This window comes from Paludibacterium paludis (assembly GCF_018802605.1).
Classification (GTDB): Bacteria; Pseudomonadota; Gammaproteobacteria; order Burkholderiales; family Chromobacteriaceae; genus Paludibacterium; species Paludibacterium paludis.
Window position 1 is genome coordinate 2,790,281 of record NZ_CP069161.1, and the last position, 15,155, is coordinate 2,805,435.

At 63.4% G+C, this 15,155-nt stretch carries 17 protein-coding genes; 6 read left to right on the forward strand and 11 right to left on the reverse strand.

The window, feature by feature from the left end; genetic code table 11:
- Positions 1 to 39: 39 nt before the first annotated feature.
- The 4 genes from JNO50_RS12685 to JNO50_RS19160 all read left to right on the forward strand — a co-directional run bounded on the left by JNO50_RS12685 (position 40) and on the right by JNO50_RS19160 (position 3,355).
- On the forward strand, positions 40 to 1,146 hold the full coding sequence (locus JNO50_RS12685; protein WP_215796368.1) for a PfkB family carbohydrate kinase: 1,107 nt from the start codon (positions 40 to 42) through the stop codon (positions 1,144 to 1,146).
- Positions 1,143 to 2,063 carry a pseudouridine-5'-phosphate glycosidase gene (locus JNO50_RS12690; RefSeq protein ID WP_189536707.1) on the forward strand — a complete coding sequence of 307 codons (921 nt, stop codon included), beginning with the start codon at positions 1,143 to 1,145 and terminating at the stop codon, positions 2,061 to 2,063. The genes JNO50_RS12685 and JNO50_RS12690 overlap by 4 nt, the downstream gene beginning before the upstream one ends.
- Before the next feature lie 76 nt (positions 2,064 to 2,139).
- Complete coding sequence (locus tag JNO50_RS12695; protein ID WP_189536705.1) at positions 2,140 to 2,682, forward strand: GNAT family N-acetyltransferase; 543 nt, start codon at positions 2,140 to 2,142, stop codon at positions 2,680 to 2,682.
- Positions 2,683 to 2,692: 10 nt separating this feature from the next.
- Complete coding sequence (locus JNO50_RS19160; RefSeq protein WP_189536703.1) at positions 2,693 to 3,355, forward strand: HD domain-containing protein; 663 nt, start codon at positions 2,693 to 2,695, stop codon at positions 3,353 to 3,355.
- Between the two features lie 58 nt (positions 3,356 to 3,413).
- On the opposite strand, the gene JNO50_RS12705 is transcribed toward JNO50_RS19160, so the two are convergent.
- From JNO50_RS12705 to JNO50_RS12750, 10 genes are all read right to left on the reverse strand, one after another.
- Positions 3,414 to 4,223: a MetQ/NlpA family ABC transporter substrate-binding protein gene (locus tag JNO50_RS12705; protein ID WP_189536701.1), complete on the reverse strand. Its 810-nt coding sequence runs from the start codon at positions 4,221 to 4,223 to the stop codon at positions 3,414 to 3,416.
- 16 nt (positions 4,224 to 4,239) lie between these two features.
- Complete coding sequence (locus JNO50_RS12710; protein ID WP_189536699.1) at positions 4,240 to 4,926, reverse strand: methionine ABC transporter permease; 687 nt, start codon at positions 4,924 to 4,926, stop codon at positions 4,240 to 4,242.
- Positions 4,926 to 5,663, reverse strand: coding sequence for a methionine ABC transporter ATP-binding protein (locus JNO50_RS12715; protein ID WP_189536697.1), 738 nt, complete (start codon positions 5,661 to 5,663; stop codon positions 4,926 to 4,928). The genes JNO50_RS12710 and JNO50_RS12715 overlap by 1 nt, the downstream gene beginning before the upstream one ends.
- Before the next feature lie 255 nt (positions 5,664 to 5,918).
- Entirely contained in the window at positions 5,919 to 6,671 is a 753-nt protein-coding gene (locus JNO50_RS12720; protein ID WP_189536695.1) for an endonuclease/exonuclease/phosphatase family protein, read from the reverse strand.
- A 2-nt stretch (positions 6,672 to 6,673) separates the two neighbouring features.
- On the reverse strand, positions 6,674 to 7,126 hold the full coding sequence (gene nudB / locus JNO50_RS12725; protein ID WP_189536729.1) for a dihydroneopterin triphosphate diphosphatase: 453 nt from the start codon (positions 7,124 to 7,126) through the stop codon (positions 6,674 to 6,676).
- A 13-nt stretch (positions 7,127 to 7,139) separates the two neighbouring features.
- On the reverse strand, positions 7,140 to 8,435 hold the full coding sequence (locus JNO50_RS12730; protein ID WP_189536693.1) for a mechanosensitive ion channel family protein: 1,296 nt from the start codon (positions 8,433 to 8,435) through the stop codon (positions 7,140 to 7,142).
- Positions 8,432 to 9,130 (reverse strand): lipoprotein-releasing ABC transporter ATP-binding protein LolD, encoded by a 699-nt coding sequence (gene lolD, locus JNO50_RS12735; protein ID WP_215796369.1) that lies wholly within the window; start codon positions 9,128 to 9,130, stop codon positions 8,432 to 8,434. The genes JNO50_RS12730 and lolD overlap by 4 nt, the downstream gene beginning before the upstream one ends.
- A gap of 4 nt (positions 9,131 to 9,134) precedes the next feature.
- Entirely contained in the window at positions 9,135 to 10,382 is a 1,248-nt protein-coding gene (locus JNO50_RS12740) for a lipoprotein-releasing ABC transporter permease subunit (protein ID WP_189536689.1), read from the reverse strand.
- 10 nt (positions 10,383 to 10,392) lie between these two features.
- Complete coding sequence (locus tag JNO50_RS12745; RefSeq protein WP_189536687.1) at positions 10,393 to 10,605, reverse strand: hypothetical protein; 213 nt, start codon at positions 10,603 to 10,605, stop codon at positions 10,393 to 10,395.
- A gap of 72 nt (positions 10,606 to 10,677) precedes the next feature.
- A complete protein-coding gene (locus JNO50_RS12750) occupies positions 10,678 to 11,502 on the reverse strand; it encodes a C40 family peptidase (protein WP_189536685.1) in 825 nt (274 codons plus the stop codon).
- 61 nt (positions 11,503 to 11,563) lie between these two features.
- Here JNO50_RS12750 and JNO50_RS12755 point away from each other — a divergent pair, with 61 nt between their 5' ends.
- Positions 11,564 to 13,246: an ABC1 kinase family protein gene (locus tag JNO50_RS12755; RefSeq protein ID WP_189536682.1), complete on the forward strand. Its 1,683-nt coding sequence runs from the start codon at positions 11,564 to 11,566 to the stop codon at positions 13,244 to 13,246.
- A gap of 118 nt (positions 13,247 to 13,364) precedes the next feature.
- Positions 13,365 to 13,715, forward strand: coding sequence for a DUF2325 domain-containing protein (locus JNO50_RS12760; RefSeq protein ID WP_189536681.1), 351 nt, complete (start codon positions 13,365 to 13,367; stop codon positions 13,713 to 13,715).
- A gap of 75 nt (positions 13,716 to 13,790) precedes the next feature.
- Here JNO50_RS12760 and radA read toward each other — a convergent pair whose 3' ends face one another.
- Positions 13,791 to 15,149, reverse strand: coding sequence for a DNA repair protein RadA (gene radA, locus JNO50_RS12765; protein ID WP_215796370.1), 1,359 nt, complete (start codon positions 15,147 to 15,149; stop codon positions 13,791 to 13,793).
- Positions 15,150 to 15,155: the final 6 nt, after the last annotated feature.

Below are 15,155 nucleotides of genomic sequence, written 5' to 3' on the forward strand. Positions count from 1 at the left end.
ACGGGTAGAATACCGAACAATTGTTAGCAAACCAAACAAATGTCCGAAATGACTGCGCGTGAACGAGAAATACTGACACTCCTGCGCCAGGACCCGCTGATCCCCCAACAAGTCCTGGCCGACCGTCTGGGCATCAGCCGATCGGCCGTGGCGGGTCATATCATGAATCTGGTGCAAAAAGGCTTCATCCGCGGCAAGGGATATATCCTCGCCGAGCAACGCTACGCGGTGGTCGCGGGCGGAGCCAACATGGACATCTGCGGCAATACGGCCGCGGCCCTGCGTTTTGGCGACTCCAATCCCGGCTCGGTGCGCTGTTCGCCAGGCGGCGTCGCGCGCAACATCGCGGAAAACCTCGCGCGCCTCGGCCAGGACTGCCATCTGATCACCGCGCTCGGCGACGACCTCTATGGCCGCTCGCTGATGGAAACCACCCAGCGCGCCGGCGTCGACACCCGCGCCGTGGTCGTCCTGCCCGACGCGGCGACCTCGACCTACCTGTCGCTGCACGGGCCGGACGGCGACATGGCCATCGCCATCAACGACATGGACATCCTGCAGCGTCTGACCGCCGAACGGCTGACGCCCCAGCGCGAGCTCATCCGTCACGCCGGCCTGCTGATCCTCGACACCAACCTCGCCACGGATACCCTGGCGTGGCTTTTCGCGCAAAGCGCCGGTGTGCCCGTCTTCGTCGACACCGTCTCCGCCTTCAAGGCAGAACGCGTCCGTCCGTGGCTTGGCCGCATTCACACGCTCAAGCCCAACCGGATCGAAGCGGAAACGCTCTCCGGCTTGCCCCTGGCGGGGCCGGAAGACGCGCCGGCCGTCGCGGCGTGGTTCCATGAGGCGGGTGTCGCCCGCATCGTGCTCAGCCTAGCCGCCGAAGGCATCTACTACAGCGAAGCCGACGGCGCGGCCGGCTGGATGCTGCCGCCAAAGGTCGCCATCGTCAACGCGACCGGCGCCGGCGACGCGCTGATGGCCGGTCTTGCCGCCGGATGGCTCTCCAACGAATCGTTCGCCGACAGCCTCGAATTCGCTGTCGGCTGCGCCGCCCTGACACTCGGCTGCGCCTCGACCAACAACCCTTCCCTGTCGGCGGTGGCCGTCAATACCTATCTCGAAACAAGGAACCTGGCATGAGCACGCATCCCTACCTCGATATTCATCCCGAAGTCGCCGCCGCCGTGGCGGCCGGCAAGCCGGTTGTCGCCCTCGAGTCGACGATCATTTCCCATGGCATGCCCTACCCCGACAACGTGGCCATGGCCCTGAACGTGGAAGAGGAAATCCGCAAGCACGGTGCGATTCCGGCCACCATCGCCATCATCGATGGCCGTCTCAAGGCCGGCCTCACCCGCGATGAAATCGAATACCTCGGCAAATCCGGCCGCGATGTCGCCAAGGTCAGCCGCCGCGACCTGCCCTTCATCGTCGCCGGCAAACTGACCGGCGCCACCACGGTCGCCTCCACCATGATCATCGCCGCCATGGCCGGCATCCGCGTGTTCGCCACCGGCGGCATCGGCGGTGTACACCGTGGCGCGCAGACCAGCTTCGATATCTCGGCCGACCTGCAGGAACTGGCCCAGACTCCGGTCACCGTGGTATGCGCCGGCGCCAAATCGATCCTGGATCTGGGGTTGACCCTGGAATACCTGGAAACCCAGGGCGTGCCGGTCATCGGCTACCGTACGGACAAGCTACCCGCCTTCTTCACCCGCGACAGCGACTTCAAGGTCGACTTCCGTCTTGACGAGCCGGCCCAGATCGCCGCGGCCATGAAGGCCAAATGGGATCTGGCACTCAAGGGCGGCATGGTTGTGACCAACCCGATTCCGGAAGCGCACGCCATGTCCCGTCAGGTAATCGACGCCGCAATCGAAAAAGCGCTCGCCGAAGCCGAGGCCCAGCATATCCACGGCAAGGAATCCACACCGTTCCTCCTGGCCCGTGTCTGCGAACTGACCGGCGGCAACAGCCTCGCCGCCAATATCCAGCTGGTGCTGAACAACGCCCGCCTGGCCTCCGCCATCGCCGCGGAATACAGCCGGCTCTGACAAGAGACACGACGCCACCTCGCCAGGTGGCGTCTTTCGGCATAGAATCAATGGATCACTCTTCGCGATCCGCTCCATGTTCACGCTCTATACCGACAGATTGGCATTAAGGCCGATTTCCCGCCTGGACTGGGAACTTTTTCTGCGGCTGTACCAAAACCCGCAAGTCATGCGATGGATCGCCGAGCCGTTGCCGGATGAGCTGGTCGAAGCCCTGTTCGAGGAACGGCTCGCCTCCTGGGAGAAGGACAGCATCAACTGGCTGACCCTGATTCTGGAAGAGCGCGACAGCGGGCAAACCGTTGGCCTGATCGGCCTGCGCACCGACTCGTCGCGCGATCTGCGCGCCGAGGTCGGCGTGCTTGTGCTCCCCGAATTCCAGCGGCGCCGCTACGCGGGCGAGGCCTTGCAGGCGCTGATCCATCGGGCGCTCGCGCACGAGAACTATCACAAACTGGTCGCGGTGATGACCGCCGGCAACGAGGCGGCGCGCCAACTGTTCGAGAGCACGGGCTTCCGGCTTGACGGCATGCTGAGGGAAAACAGCCTGCTTGGCGGCCAGTGGTGCGACGACTGCTGCTACAGCCTGCTCTCGCGCGACTACCTGACCCTGCACTGAAAGACACGCCATGCCGCACACCGCCATCGACTGGCGACCCCGCCTGCTCGCCATTCTGGCGGCTCAGCCACAGGACGCCGACGGCTCCCATGACATCAACCACTTCGACCGCGTCTGGAACACGGCGCGCCAGCTGATGGCGACGGCCCCCGGCGCGGATACCGAAATCGTCATCGCCGCCTGTTATCTGCACGATCTGGTCAATCTCCCGAAAAACCATCCGGAGCGCCACCTGGCCTCGCGTCGTTCGGCCAGTCTGGCCCGTGTTCTGCTCGCCGAAGCGGGCTACCCCGCCGCCAAGCTCGACGCGGTGGCGCATGCGATCGAAGCGCACAGTTTTTCCGCGAATATCGAACCGATCACGCTGGAGGCGCAAATCGTCCAGGACGCCGACCGCCTTGACGCACTGGGCATGATCGGCATCGCGCGGCTATTCTACATCGCGGGCCGCCTCGGGCACCGCCTCGCCCACCCCGACGATCCGCTCGCCCTGGCGCGGGAGCTGGACGATACGGCCTATTCGCTGGATCATATCGTCGTCAAGCTCGCCGGATTGCCGGACAGGATGCGCACCGAAGCGGGCCGGCGGCTGGGATGGGAGCGTCTCGAAACCGTGATGGCGTTCCGCGAAGCCTTCGCCAAAGAATGGCACCCCGACGGGATCGAACCATAAAAAAAGGAGGACCGAAGTCCTCCGAGAAGCCTTGATACCACGGTTTACTGCAAAACCCTCATTTCCAGGTCGCCGGCAGTTTGTAGCCGGCGAACTTGGCGCTCGCCCACTTGCGGAATTCCGGCGAATTGTAGGCCGCCACCACATCCTTGGCCCACGGTTTGGCCAGATCCGCGCTGCGAACCACGCCCCAGTTCACGTAGGCATAGCTCTTTTCCTGATAGATCGCTTCGGTCAGCTTGATGCCGGAACTCGTCGCATAGTTGCCGTTGATCACCGCGAAGTCGGCGTCATTGCGCGCGCGCGGCAGTTGGGCTGCCTCCAGCGGCACGATCTTGATCTTCTTCGCATTGGTGGCGATGTCGCGCTCCGAGGCGGTCAGCGGATTGATGCCCGGCTTGAGGGTGATCCAGCCAAGGTCGGACAGCATCACCAGCGCGCGGGCGAAGTTGGACGGGTCGTTCGGCGCGGCGAGCGTGGAGCCCGCCTTCACATCCTTGAGCGCCTTGATCTTGCCCGGATAAATCCCCAGCGGCGCGGTCGGCACCTGGAAGGCCGGCGACAGGCTCAGTTTGTGTTCCTTCACGAAGGTATCGAGATACGGCTTGTGCTGGAACACGTTCACATCCAGCGAGCCTTCCTGCAGCGCCAGATTGGGGCGCACGTAATCGGTGAACTCAACCAGCTTCACCTTGTAACCCTGCTTTTCCAGGATGGGTTTGATCGACTGGCGCACCATGTCGCCGAAGTCTCCGACCGTCGTGCCGATGACGATCTCCTTTTTGGCCGGATCGGCCGCCACGGCGGCGCCGGACAGGAACAGACCCAGGAGGACGGAGATGGCGGTTTTGCTTGCGAAGTGTTTCATGCAGTTTTCCTCTTTCTTAACGCTTGTCGAGGCGGGCGGCCAGCCGGTTGCCCGCGAATTGGATCAGTTGCACGATGGCGACGAGCAGCAGCACCATCGCCACCATGACCTCGGTCTGGAACCGGTAGTAGCCGTAACGGATCGCCAGGTCGCCGATGCCGCCGCCGCCCACCACGCCGGCCACGGCCGAGTAGGACAGAAAGCTGATGGTCAGGATGGTCAGCGCGGAAATCAGTCCCGAGCGCGCCTCGTTGAGCAGCACGGAGACGATGATACGCAACGGGCCGGCGCCCATGGCTTCGGCCGCCTCCACCACGCCGCGCGGAATCTCGCGCAGCGTCTGTTCCACCAGGCGGGCGAAATACGGTACGGCGGCGAACGAAAGGGGCACCGCGGCGGCGAACGGCCCGATCGTCGATCCGGCCAGAATGCGGGTCACCGGTCCCAGCGTCACCAGCAGAATGATGAACGGAAAGGAGCGCACCAGGTTCACGAACCAGCCGAGCACGGCATTGACAACGCGGTTGGCGAACAATTGTCCGGGCTGGGACAGATAGAGCCAGATGCCCAGCGGACCGCCGAGCAGGATGGCGCTCGCCAGACCGATGGACAGCATCTGGGCGGTTTCCAGGCAGGCCTGAATGATTTCCGGGCTGAGCGACTGCAGATTGGCGATCGCTTCGCCGAAGGTGATGGCATCCATTACGCGGCCTCCAGAAGCGAAATGGCCAGTTCCGAGCGGGCATCCACTTCGCCACCGGCAATGTCCATGATTTCGACGACCGACCCGCTGTCGAGCAGGGCGGCGCGGTGGCAGATCGAACGGATCACGCCCATCTCGTGCGTCACGATCACCACCGTCACGCCGAAGCGCTGGTTGATCTCGGACAGGCAGTCAAGAATGGATTGCGTGGTGCGCGGATCGAGCGCCGAGGTCGGCTCGTCGGCCAGAATCACCTTGGGACGCGAAGCCATGGCGCGGGCGATGCCGACGCGCTGCTTCTGTCCGCCGGACAGCTGCGCGGGGTAGTGGGCGGCGCGGTCTGACAGATGCACGATGTCGAGGCACTCGGCCACCCGTGACTTGATATCCGCTTTTGACCAGCCGGCCACTTCCAGCGGGAAAGCGATGTTGTCGGCGACGGTGCGGTTGGCCATCAGATTGAACTGCTGGAAAACCATGCCGATATTCTGACGCGCCTCGCGCAACGCCCGGCCGGACAGGCCGGTGAGTTCGCGATCGCCGACCAGAACGGAACCGGAATCGGGCCGTTCGAGCAGATTGATCAGGCGCAGCAGGGTCGATTTGCCCGCCCCGGAAAACCCGATGAGGCCGAAGATTTCCGCTTCGCGAATGGACAGCGTTGTCGGTTTGACGGCGGTGAACCAGCCACCATCGGGGCGCTGGAACCGTTTCTCGACCTGGTTAAGATGAATCATCGAAAACTCCCAAAAAGCAGAAAGCCCGCCGGTTTGCGGCGGGCTTTCTGCTGTGGAAATCTTCAACGACATCGGGAAGACATGCAGCCTGTGATGAAACGGGCTACCCACGCTTTAGCTGTTTAACGCCCGCAAGCTGTGTCAAATCGGCGATCAATTGTTGAGACAAATTGAACAGGGATTTCCCGTTCAGGTCAAGCCACCGGCCGCAAATCCCCCAAAAAACGTCTCAAAAATGAAATTATACGTCGTTTTTCATTCTTTCAACACCAAGGTCGCCTCAATCGGCAAGTGATCGGACAAATGACTCCACGGCGCCCCGCGCAGCACTTTGGCTTCGGTGGCCACCAGGCCGCGCGCATAGATGCGATCAAGGGCGAGCAGCGGCAGTCGCGCCGGGAAACTCGCCGCATGCCGTCCATGCAGAGTCTGAAACACCTCCTCGAGCCCAGAATCGCGCAACAGATCGGCGCTGGCCGCCCCGCTCCAGTCATTGAAGTCGCCGGCGAGAATCAACGGCATGTCCTCGGGAATTTCGCCGCGGATATAGCTTCCCAGTTCCCTGCACTGTTTGCGGCGGTCGTGGCCCAGGAGATTCAGGTGCACGCACAGCGCCGCCACGGAACGGCGCCAGTCGCGCGGCGTGACACGACAGTGCAGCAGACCGCGCCGCTCGAAGGCATTGACGGAAATATCGCGGTTGCACCAGGTCTCAACGGCATGGCGTGACAGCAGCGCATTGCCATGATGCCCATGATCGTAGGCGGCATTGAGCCCGTAGGTGGCCTTGCAGTTCAGGTGACGGGCGAGAAAGTGATGCTGGGGAACGGCGGGCCAGGCGGGGTGACGCAGGGCCCGCAGCGCATTGCGTCCCTGCACCTCTTGCAGGAACACCAGATCCGGCGCGAGGGAGCCCAGCGCACGGGCGATATCGTCGACGCGCACATGACGGTTCAGTGGAGACATCCCCTTGTGGATGTTGTAACTGACCACCCTGAGCGGTTTCATCGTTATCTTTCGGTCAACCCCAGCTTACCCTGCAGGCGCAGGATCGCCTCGGCGTTCGACGGGGAAAACACCGCCCTTGCCGCCTGCCGCCAGTCCACCCAGCGCCAGGCGATATGTTCATCCGGCGACAAGACCACGGGAACGGGCGCGGGCAGGCACAGGCCGAAGGCGTGTTCGACGTTGTGGGTCACGCCCTCCGGATAGCGGTGGCGCCATTGCGGATAGATTTCGTAGCGCGTGGAGTAGCCCCAATCGGCGAACTTCAGCTCGTCGCCGCAAAGCCCCGTCTCCTCGGCCACTTCGCGGCGCGCGGTCTCGAGCAGCGTTTCCCCGCCTTCGCGACTGCCGGTCACGGACTGCCACAAACCGGGACGATCCGCGCGTTCGATCAGCAGCACCTCGCCCGCGACGGTATGGATGACGACCAGTACCGACACCGGCTGCTTGAGCCCCATGCCCTTCCCTCCGTCAGTCACTGTCAACAACCGGTTCCCTGGCATTGACGATGCGCACCTCGCGCTGAGGATACGGCATGGTGATGCCGTTTTCCTTGAAGCAGCGCCAGATGGCCAGCAGCAATTCCGATTTCAGCCCCAGAAAACCGTTTTCCGGGTCGAGCACCCAGTAGCCGAGCTCCAGGGTGATGCTGCTGTCCCCGAAATTGACCAGATAGGCGTTCGGCGCCGGATCCACCGCGATGCGCGGATGCCGCGCGATGCCGCGCAACAGCCCGAGCGCCATGTCCAGATCCGTATCATACGCCACCGTGACGCTGATGCTGGTCCAGATTTTCTTGTCGGAGTAGGACTGGTTGATCACGGTATTGGCGATCAGGGTATCGTTCGGCACCAGCGCCTCGGAGCCATCCAGCCCCTTGAGCACCACATAGCGCGAGGTGATCTTGCTGACATAGCCGACACGGTTGTCGATCATCAGCCTGTCGCCGATGCGGATGGAGCGGTCCAGCAGGATGATGAAGCCGGAAATGTAGTTGCTGGCGATCTTCTGCAGACCCAGACCAAGACCGACACCGACCGCGCCGCCGAATACCGACAGCACCGTCAGATCGATGCCGAGCACCGGCAGCGCGATCAGCACGGCGGAAACCACGAGCAGGGTGCGGGTCAGCTTGGCGAGGACGAGGCGCAGGTTCTCATCGAGCTCGCTCAATTGCATCAGGCGCTTTTCGATCGCCCGGCTGAGCGACAGGGCTCCCAGTACGATGACCGAGATCCAAAGCAGCGCGGTCAGCACCATCAACAGGTCAAGCTGCGTCTTGCCGACCCGGAAGGTGATCGACTGCAAGCCGTCGAGCACGTAATCGTCGAGGTTGCCGGCCCAGGCGACGAACGCCATCCAGCACAGCATCGCCACCATCTGCTCGGTGCGCTGTTCGAAACGTCCCCGCGGCAAGGCCTGCCGGAGCAATGCCGCCAGCACGCGGATCACCGTCATCCAGAACAGCATGGCGGAAATCACCTGGAGCACGTGGGCGCGATGACCGAGCACCAGCACCCAGATCACCGAGCACAGCACCACCAGCACCTGGGCGGACAACGGCAGCACCATCCGGTAGCCCACATAAGGCAGAAAATGCTCCAGGCGCTCGGGCTGGCCGGTGAACCAGCGCTGGAACACCTTGCGCGACACCCACATGCCGGCCAGCACGCAAAGACCGGCAATGACAAGCTCGATCAGACCGTACGAGGTCGACAGCCAGTCCGCCATCGCCTGCAGGCCCATGTCTTCCTTGCGGTAGATCATTCGGCCACTCCTCCGGTTTCGTCGGCACGCAAACCCTGCTCGGAGAGCCGCAGCACGCGCTGGGCGCGGCCGGCCAGTTCGATGTCGTGCGTGACGATCAGCAGGCTGGTTCCCAGCCCTTCATTGAGTTCCATCAGTAAATCGAACACCTGCGAAGCGGTATGGACATCCAGGTTGCCGGTCGGCTCGTCGGCCAGCAGGCAGGCCGGACGGGTCACCATCGCCCTGGCGATGGCGGCGCGCTGCCGCTCCCCGCCCGACAACTCGCCAGGCTTGTGTTCCAGGCGCTTGCCCAGACCCACGCGCGCGAGGATCGCACCGGCTTCCCGCGCCGCGTCCGCGCGCTTTTCGCGGCGGATGAGCAAGGGCATCATGACATTCTCCAGGGCGGTGAACTCCGGCAGCAAATGGTGGAACTGATAGACGAACCCGAGCTTGCGGTTGCGCCACTGGCCGCGCTCGGCCTCGCTCATCGCGGCCATGTCCCGCCCGAGTACCGTGACGCTCCCCGATGTCGGGATATCGAGCCCCCCCAGAAGATGCAGGAGGGTACTCTTGCCGGAGCCCGACGCGCCGACGATGGCCACCCGCTCCCCGGCTTTCACGTCCAGATCGATGCCGTCGAACACGGTCACGTTCAGGTTGCCTTCGGCATAGGTTTTGGACAAGCCCCGGCAGTTCACCACATCAGTCATCACATCACTCATAGCGCAACGCCTCGGCAGGCTGGGTACGCGCCGCGCGCCAGCTCGGATACACCGTCGCCAGGAGGGCGAGCAGCAGGGAAATCACGGTGATCGTCAGCACATCCCCGCTCTGGACATCGGTCGGCAGATAATTGATGCCATAGACATCGGCCGACAGCAAGGGTTCGCCGATCACCCACTCGATAACGGCAAAGATCCGGTCCATGTTGGCGCACACCGCAAGCCCGCCCAGCACGCCGGCGATCGTTCCTCCAACGCCCGCCACGCTGCCCTGGATCATGAAAATCCGCATCACGCTGCCCGGCGAGGCGCCGAGCGTGCGCAGGATGGCGATGTCGGCCTGCTTGTCGGTGACCACCATCACCAGCGTCGAGACCAGGTTGAACGCCGCCACGGCGACAATCAGGGTAAGGATGATCGTCATCATGCGTTTTTCGACCTGCACGGCCCGGAAGTATTCGGCGTTCATGTCGGTCCAGTCCGAGACCGTGTCCTCGGGCGGCAAGGCCGAGGCGAGCGAGCGCTTGACCGCGGGCGCGGCCATCGCGTCGTCAAGCTTCAGGCGCAGGCCCGATACGCTATCGCCCATGCGGAACAGCACCTGGGCATCGCGCAAATGAATCATCGCCAGCGAGGAGTCCCAGTTGAACGCCGCCGCCCGGAAAATCCCCACCACCGTGAATTGCTTCAGGCGCGGCACCATGCCGGCCGGTGTCACATTGCCCTGCGGGGTGATCAGCGTCACTTTCTCGCCGATACCGACACCGAGCTGATGCGCCAGCCCCGCGCCGAGGAGGATGCCGAACTCGCCCGGCTTGAGATTATCCATACGGCCGCGCACCATGTTGCGTCCGATATCGACCACACCATCCTCGCGGGCAGGATCGATGCCGCGCACCACGGCGCCGCTTTGCTGCCCCGCCGAGGCGAGCAGCGCCTGCGCGTTCACGTAGGGCGCGGTGGCCTTGACGCGGGCGTCGCGACGCGCGACCGCGTCGACACCTCTCCAGTCGGCCAGTTGCGCCTGGTAATTGCTGACCTCGATGTGGGAGACGATGCCCAGAAAACGCCCGCGCACCTCTTTCTGGAATCCGTTCATCACGGACAGCACGATGATCAGCGCCGCGACGCCCAGCGCGATGCCGATCACCGACACCAGGGAAATGAAGGAAATGAAACCATTGCGGCGGCGGGCGCGCAGATAGCGCAGGCCGATGAACGCCTCGAAGGTTTGTAGCATGGTCCGTCTTTCAGGATTGATAGGGGTTGTGCAGCTCGCGCATCAGCTGGGCGAGAAAATCGCGCACCTGATGTTCGTCGCATCCCATCAGGATCGCGTCCTCGAAGGCGTCCTGCGCCATCTGGGCGAGTTCCTCGAGGTTTTCCCGCATCACTTTGATTTTCTCGACACAGGCGACCACATTGCCTTCCGGGTCGCGCCACACGGGTAATTCGATAGCCACGTTGTTTGTCCCATCCCGTTTCCGGGCTCGTATGAATGAAAAACGGCCGCCTTGGGCGGCCGTGCCAAGAGGTCAGCGCTTCTTGGCTTTCTTGCCCTTTTTGCCGGGACTCGCGGCGCTCTTGCCCGGTTTGGCGGACTTGTCCTTGCCCGGCTTGTCGGTGTTGCCGGCCTTGGCGCTCTTGCCCTTGGCCGGCTTTTCCGCCGCGGCGGCCTTGGCGGTCCTGGCCGCCTCCTGCCTGCACTTGCGGCCCCGGGCTCCCTTGGCGCACTTGATGACCGGCGCGGCGGCTGCGGTCGCCGGCGCTTTCCCCGCCGGGGCAGCCTCGGCGTTGCGCACGCGGATCTCCACCGGCTCGGCCTGTCCCACACCCCGCGCCACTCGGCGGGCGCCGTTGTAGCGCCCCACCCAGTAGGACTGGTTGATGTTGGCCACTTCAATATTCTTCCCGGTGCGGGGCGCATGGATGAACTTGCCGTTCCCCATATAGATTCCCACATGGGAATTGGCAAAACCCCGCGTATTGAAAAACACCAAGTCGCCCGGGGCCAGCTCGCCCTTGTCGACAGCCCGGCCGGTTCTGGCCATTTCCGCCGACGTCCGCGGCAGATTGACCTTCAGCGACTTCTGGAATACGTATTGGATGAAGCCGCTGCAATCGAGACCCGTGGTCGGAGACGAGCCACCGAACTTGTAGGCGACGCCCAGCAGGCTCACCGCCTGCAGCAGCAGGTCGCCGACGGCGTCCTCGCCAGGCGAGGTCAGCTTGGAAATCGGATCATCCTGAGAGGACTCGGCGGCCGGACGGTCTTCCTTCTGGGACTTGTCGGGCGCGGCATGGCAGAATGTCATGAAACCCGCCAACACCATGGCCATTAGACGAAGTTGCAATTTCATAGGCCGAACTCTATCGGACAGGGCCGGTAGTGTAAAGCCAAGGTGAACAACTGGAACCCTCATGCTCAGAGAAACCTTTGTTGCAATGCGTGATCTGCCGCGTCTCAAAGAGATCAGCGGAATATTAATTCGTCATGGACTGGGTGAATTCACCCGCCGCCTGCGCCTGCCGCGCGCCATGGAAAAAGCGGGCGAATGGCTCAACCTGAAGCTCAACGACGGCAACGAGCACCTGCCACCGCCGGTGCGCGTCAGGCTGGCATTCGAAGAACTCGGTCCCACTTTCATCAAGCTCGGACAGATTCTCTCCACGCGGGTGGATGTGTTTCCCGCCGAATGGATCACCGAATTCGAAAAGCTGCAGAGCCACGTCCCGCCGATCGCGCCGGAACGCGTGCCCCAACTGATCAATGCCGCCCTCGGCAGCCCTCCGGAAATACTCTTCAAGAGCTTCGATTTCACGCCGATAGGCTCCGCGTCGATCGCCCAGGTGCACCGCGCCATACTGCACGACGGCACCGAGGTCGCCGTGAAAATCCGCCGCCCCGGCATCGTCGACAAGGTGGAAGCGGATCTACGCATCCTCGCCCATCTTGCCGACCTGATCGAGCTGGAGTTCCCCGACACCCGGCGCTTTCAGCCGCGCGAGATCGTCAGCCAGTTCGCGCGCTCGCTCAAGCGCGAGATGGACCTGGCCGTCGAGGCGCGCAACATGGAGCGCTTCGCGCGGGATTTCGCCGGCGATCCGTGCGTCATCGTCCCCCATGTGTTCTGGGACTACACCAACCCGGCGATCAATGTGCAAAGCTACATCGACGGCATTCCGGCGAGCGAACTGGCACACCTCGAGGATCATGGACTCGATCCTGTCGCGCTCGCCCACAAGGGCGCCGACGCCGTCCTGAAAATGATCCTCGTCAACGGCTTCTTTCACGCCGACCCGCACCCGGGCAATGTGTTCTTCCTCAGAGACGAGCGCATCGCCTTTATCGACTTCGGCATGGTCGGCCGCATCAGCCACCAGCGCCGCGACGAAATCGTCGACCTGCTCGCCGCGCTGGCCGAGCGCAACGAAGCCTCCATCCTCGATGTACTGGTCGGCTGGACCGGCTCCACACCGGTCGATGAACAGAAATTCGCCTATGACATCAGCGACTTTCTGTTCCAGTACGAGCACCTGCCGCTCAAGGATGTCGACATCAGCCGCCTGATCAGCGACATCATGGCGCTGATCCGGGACCACTCCATCGTGCTGCCGCCCGATATGGCCATGCTGTTCAAGGCGCTGATCACCCTGGAAGGATTGGGGCGTCAGCTGGATCCGGGATTCCAGCTCGTCGAGCACCTGAGCCCCTTCGTGCGCCGCCTGATCCTCGACCGCTATCGCCCCGAAACCCTGCTCAAGCGCGGCCGCCAGACCATCAGCGACGCGATCGGCATGATTTCCGGCCTGCCCCGCGACCTGATCCGACTGGGCAAGGAAATCCGCCAGGGCAAGTTCCGAATCAATCTGGACCTCAAACGTCTGGATGCCTTCGGCAAACAGATCGACCGCAGCGTCAATCGGCTGACCATGGGTATAGTGACAGGCGCGCTGATCATCGGTTCCTCGATTGTCATGACTGTTAACGCCGGCCCCAAGCTTTTCGGGTTGCCTTTCCTGGGTTTCATCGGCTTTTTGCTGGCCATGATCAACAGCATATGGCTTGTCATGTCGATCTGGCGGGCGGGCAAAATGGACTGAATTTCATACCATGGCCCCTGTTCAAGAGGACAGGCGGCATGACAAAACGGAGCGATTGACATCGCAAATGATAATGATTAGCATTTGCAAACATCAACCGTAACGAGGAGTTCGCATCGTGAATGCCATGCTGGTCGGAGCCGACACCCTGGGCAACATCCCTGACGTACTCAGCGGGTACGGCATTACCATCCAACGCCACCTGAGCGGCCGCAACCGCTCGCACCAACGCAAGCTCGACCGGCTGCCGGCCGGTACCGATCTGTTGATACTGTTCACGGATTTTCTCGGGCACAACGTGATGCGTCATTTCCGCGAATTGGCGCAGGAGCACAACATCCGCTTCATCGCCTGCCGCCGGTCCGTGTGCTCACTCAAAACCTGCCTTGACGGCGCGGGCATCGGTGAAAAAACCTGCGCGGCCTGCCCGAACGACTGTCCCAACGCGTCAAGGCGCAAGGCGCACTGACACGGGACCTTTCCCCGCGAAGCCATTCTGAAGCTCATGTTGCCGGGCCGCGCGCCCGGCTTTTTTTGCCCCCGCTCAGCCGCGGCAGAACGCCACGGCCTCTTCGAGACGCTCCACCGCATGGATTTCCAGGCCCTCCACCGGCTGTCGCGGAGCGTTCGCCCGGGGAACGATGGCGCGGGCAAAACCGAGCTTGGCCGCCTCCTTGAGACGCTCCTGGCCCCGCGCCACCGGCCGCACCTCGCCGGCGAGTCCCACCTCGCCGAATACGACGAGTTTTTCCGGCAGGGGGCGATTGCGCAACGACGACACGATGGAAAGGATGACGGCGAGATCCGCCGCCGGCTCGGCGATCTTCACGCCGCCGACGGCATTGAGAAACACATCCTGATCGAACGCCGCCACGCCGGCGTGGCGGTGCAGCACGGCCAGCAGCATCGCCAGGCGGTTCTGCTCGAGCCCGACGGTCAGCCGCTTGGGCTGGAAGCCGTGGCAATCATCGACCAGCGCCTGCACTTCGACCAGCAGCGGACGCGTGCCCTCCTGGGTGACCAGCACGCAGGAGCCGGCCACGTCGTCGCGGTAGGACGACAGAAAAATCGCCGAGGGGTTGGAGACGCCGCGCAGTCCGCGTTCGGTCATCGCGAAAATCCCCAGCTCGTTGACCGCGCCGAAACGGTTCTTGATGGCGCGGATCATCCGGTAACTCGAATGCGTGTCGCCTTCGAAGTACAGCACCGTGTCGACCATGTGCTCGAGCACGCGCGGACCGGCCAGCGCGCCTTCCTTGGTGACGTGGCCGACGAGGATGATGGCGGTGCCGGTTTCCTTGGCCATGCGCGTCAGCTGGGCGGCGCATTCGCGCACCTGAGACACCGAGCCCGGCGCCGAGGTCACCTGCTCGGTGTACAGGGTCTGGATCGAGTCGATCACCACGACTTCCGGCGCCTCCTTGCGGATGGCCGGCAAGATCGCCTCAAGCCGGATCTCCGCCAAAAAACGCACCCGCGACGGATCGACGGCGAGGCGCGAGGCGCGCAGGGCGATCTGCTGGGGGGATTCTTCGCCGGACACGTACAGCACCTTGCGGCGCTCGCCGGTGGCCGACAGCGCCTGCAAGAGCAGCGTGGATTTGCCGATGCCGGGGTCGCCGCCGATGAGGATCACCGCGCCGCGCACGATACCGCCGCCGAGCACGCGATCCAGTTCGTCGATGCCGCACGGATCGCGCGGCACTTCCTCGGCGGTCACATCAGAGAGCAACTGCACCGAAGAGCCGGTCGACCAGGACTGAAAGCGACCGCCGCCGGAGGCGGGGGAGGAAACGGTTTCGCTCAGGGTGTTCCAGGCGCCGCAATGCGGGCACTGTCCCTGCCACTTGGGCGTCTGCCCCGCGCATTCGCCGCAGGTGTATACGGTTTTTATCTTGGCCATTCGCCG

Excerpts from the sequence above, each read along its gene's own strand:
- JNO50_RS12715 (WP_189536697.1), bottom strand. The coding sequence starts at position 5,663 with ATGATTCATCTTAACCAGGTCGAGAAACGGTTCCAGCGCCCCGATGGT.
- JNO50_RS12695 (WP_189536705.1), top strand. The coding sequence starts at position 2,140 with ATGTTCACGCTCTATACCGACAGATTGGCATTAAGGCCGATTTCCCGC.
- lolD (WP_215796369.1), bottom strand. The coding sequence starts at position 9,130 with ATGACTGATGTGGTGAACTGCCGGGGCTTGTCCAAAACCTATGCCGAA.
- JNO50_RS12755 (WP_189536682.1), top strand. The coding sequence starts at position 11,564 with ATGCTCAGAGAAACCTTTGTTGCAATGCGTGATCTGCCGCGTCTCAAA.
- JNO50_RS12720 (WP_189536695.1), bottom strand. The coding sequence starts at position 6,671 with ATGAAACCGCTCAGGGTGGTCAGTTACAACATCCACAAGGGGATGTCT.
- JNO50_RS12730 (WP_189536693.1), bottom strand. The coding sequence starts at position 8,435 with ATGATCTACCGCAAGGAAGACATGGGCCTGCAGGCGATGGCGGACTGG.
- JNO50_RS12710 (WP_189536699.1), bottom strand. The coding sequence starts at position 4,926 with ATGGATGCCATCACCTTCGGCGAAGCGATCGCCAATCTGCAGTCGCTC.
- JNO50_RS12740 (WP_189536689.1), bottom strand. The coding sequence starts at position 10,382 with ATGCTACAAACCTTCGAGGCGTTCATCGGCCTGCGCTATCTGCGCGCC.
- JNO50_RS12705 (WP_189536701.1), bottom strand. The coding sequence starts at position 4,223 with ATGAAACACTTCGCAAGCAAAACCGCCATCTCCGTCCTCCTGGGTCTG.
- nudB (WP_189536729.1), bottom strand. The coding sequence starts at position 7,126 with ATGGGGCTCAAGCAGCCGGTGTCGGTACTGGTCGTCATCCATACCGTC.
- JNO50_RS19160 (WP_189536703.1), top strand. The coding sequence starts at position 2,693 with ATGCCGCACACCGCCATCGACTGGCGACCCCGCCTGCTCGCCATTCTG.
- JNO50_RS12750 (WP_189536685.1), bottom strand. The coding sequence starts at position 11,502 with ATGAAATTGCAACTTCGTCTAATGGCCATGGTGTTGGCGGGTTTCATG.
- JNO50_RS12690 (WP_189536707.1), top strand. The coding sequence starts at position 1,143 with ATGAGCACGCATCCCTACCTCGATATTCATCCCGAAGTCGCCGCCGCC.
- JNO50_RS12685 (WP_215796368.1), top strand. The coding sequence starts at position 40 with ATGTCCGAAATGACTGCGCGTGAACGAGAAATACTGACACTCCTGCGC.
- radA (WP_215796370.1), bottom strand. The coding sequence starts at position 15,149 with ATGGCCAAGATAAAAACCGTATACACCTGCGGCGAATGCGCGGGGCAG.